The following is a 526-nucleotide window of genomic DNA, read 5'->3' on the forward strand; positions in this document are numbered from 1 at the left end:
ATAACCAGTTTTAGCCCAGATAGCTCAGTCGGTAGAGCAGAGGATTGAAAATCCTCGTGTCGGTGGTTCGATTCCGCCTCTGGGCACCATTATTAAGTGTGCCGACTTAGCTCAGTTGGTAGAGCAACTGACTTGTAATCAGTAGGTCATCCGTTCGACTCGGATAGTCGGCACCATTTATTAACTCATATTTGAGTTCGACTGAAATGATAAAGTTTCGGTCACTATCAAGACATTGTCTTGATATGCGTTTAACTACAGAACGCACAATATAATCAGTTTTAGCCCAGATAGCTCAGTTGGGCGAAACAAGACCGAAGCATCGCTTCGCAGCTTGTTGAGGTGGAGTCAGGACGACGACAGGCCACCGCTTTATGGACGAAAGAGTAGCACAATATAATAACCAGTTTTAGCCCAGATAGCTCAGTCGGTAGAGCAGAGGATTGAAAATCCTCGTGTCGGTGGTTCGATTCCGCCTCTGGGCACCATTATTAAGTGTGCCGACTTAGCTCAGTTGGTAGAGCAA

3 tRNA genes are annotated in these 526 nt (G+C 46.2%); all 3 read left to right on the top strand.

From position 1 onward, the window contains the following. Window positions 1–13: 13 nt before the first annotated feature. The 3 genes from IY568_RS24455 (at window position 14) to IY568_RS24465 (ending at window position 488) form a co-directional block, all read left to right on the top strand. Window positions 14–89: transfer RNA gene (locus IY568_RS24455), tRNA-Phe, on the top strand. 11 nt (window positions 90–100) lie between these two features. Further along, window positions 101–176: transfer RNA gene (locus IY568_RS24460), tRNA-Thr, on the top strand. A gap of 236 nt (window positions 177–412) precedes the next feature. After that, window positions 413–488, top strand: a tRNA-Phe gene (locus IY568_RS24465). Window positions 489–526: the final 38 nt, after the last annotated feature.

It is taken from the genome of Pseudoalteromonas sp. PPB1 (genome assembly GCF_015356275.1).
Lineage (GTDB): Bacteria > Pseudomonadota > Gammaproteobacteria > Enterobacterales > Alteromonadaceae > Pseudoalteromonas > Pseudoalteromonas rubra_D.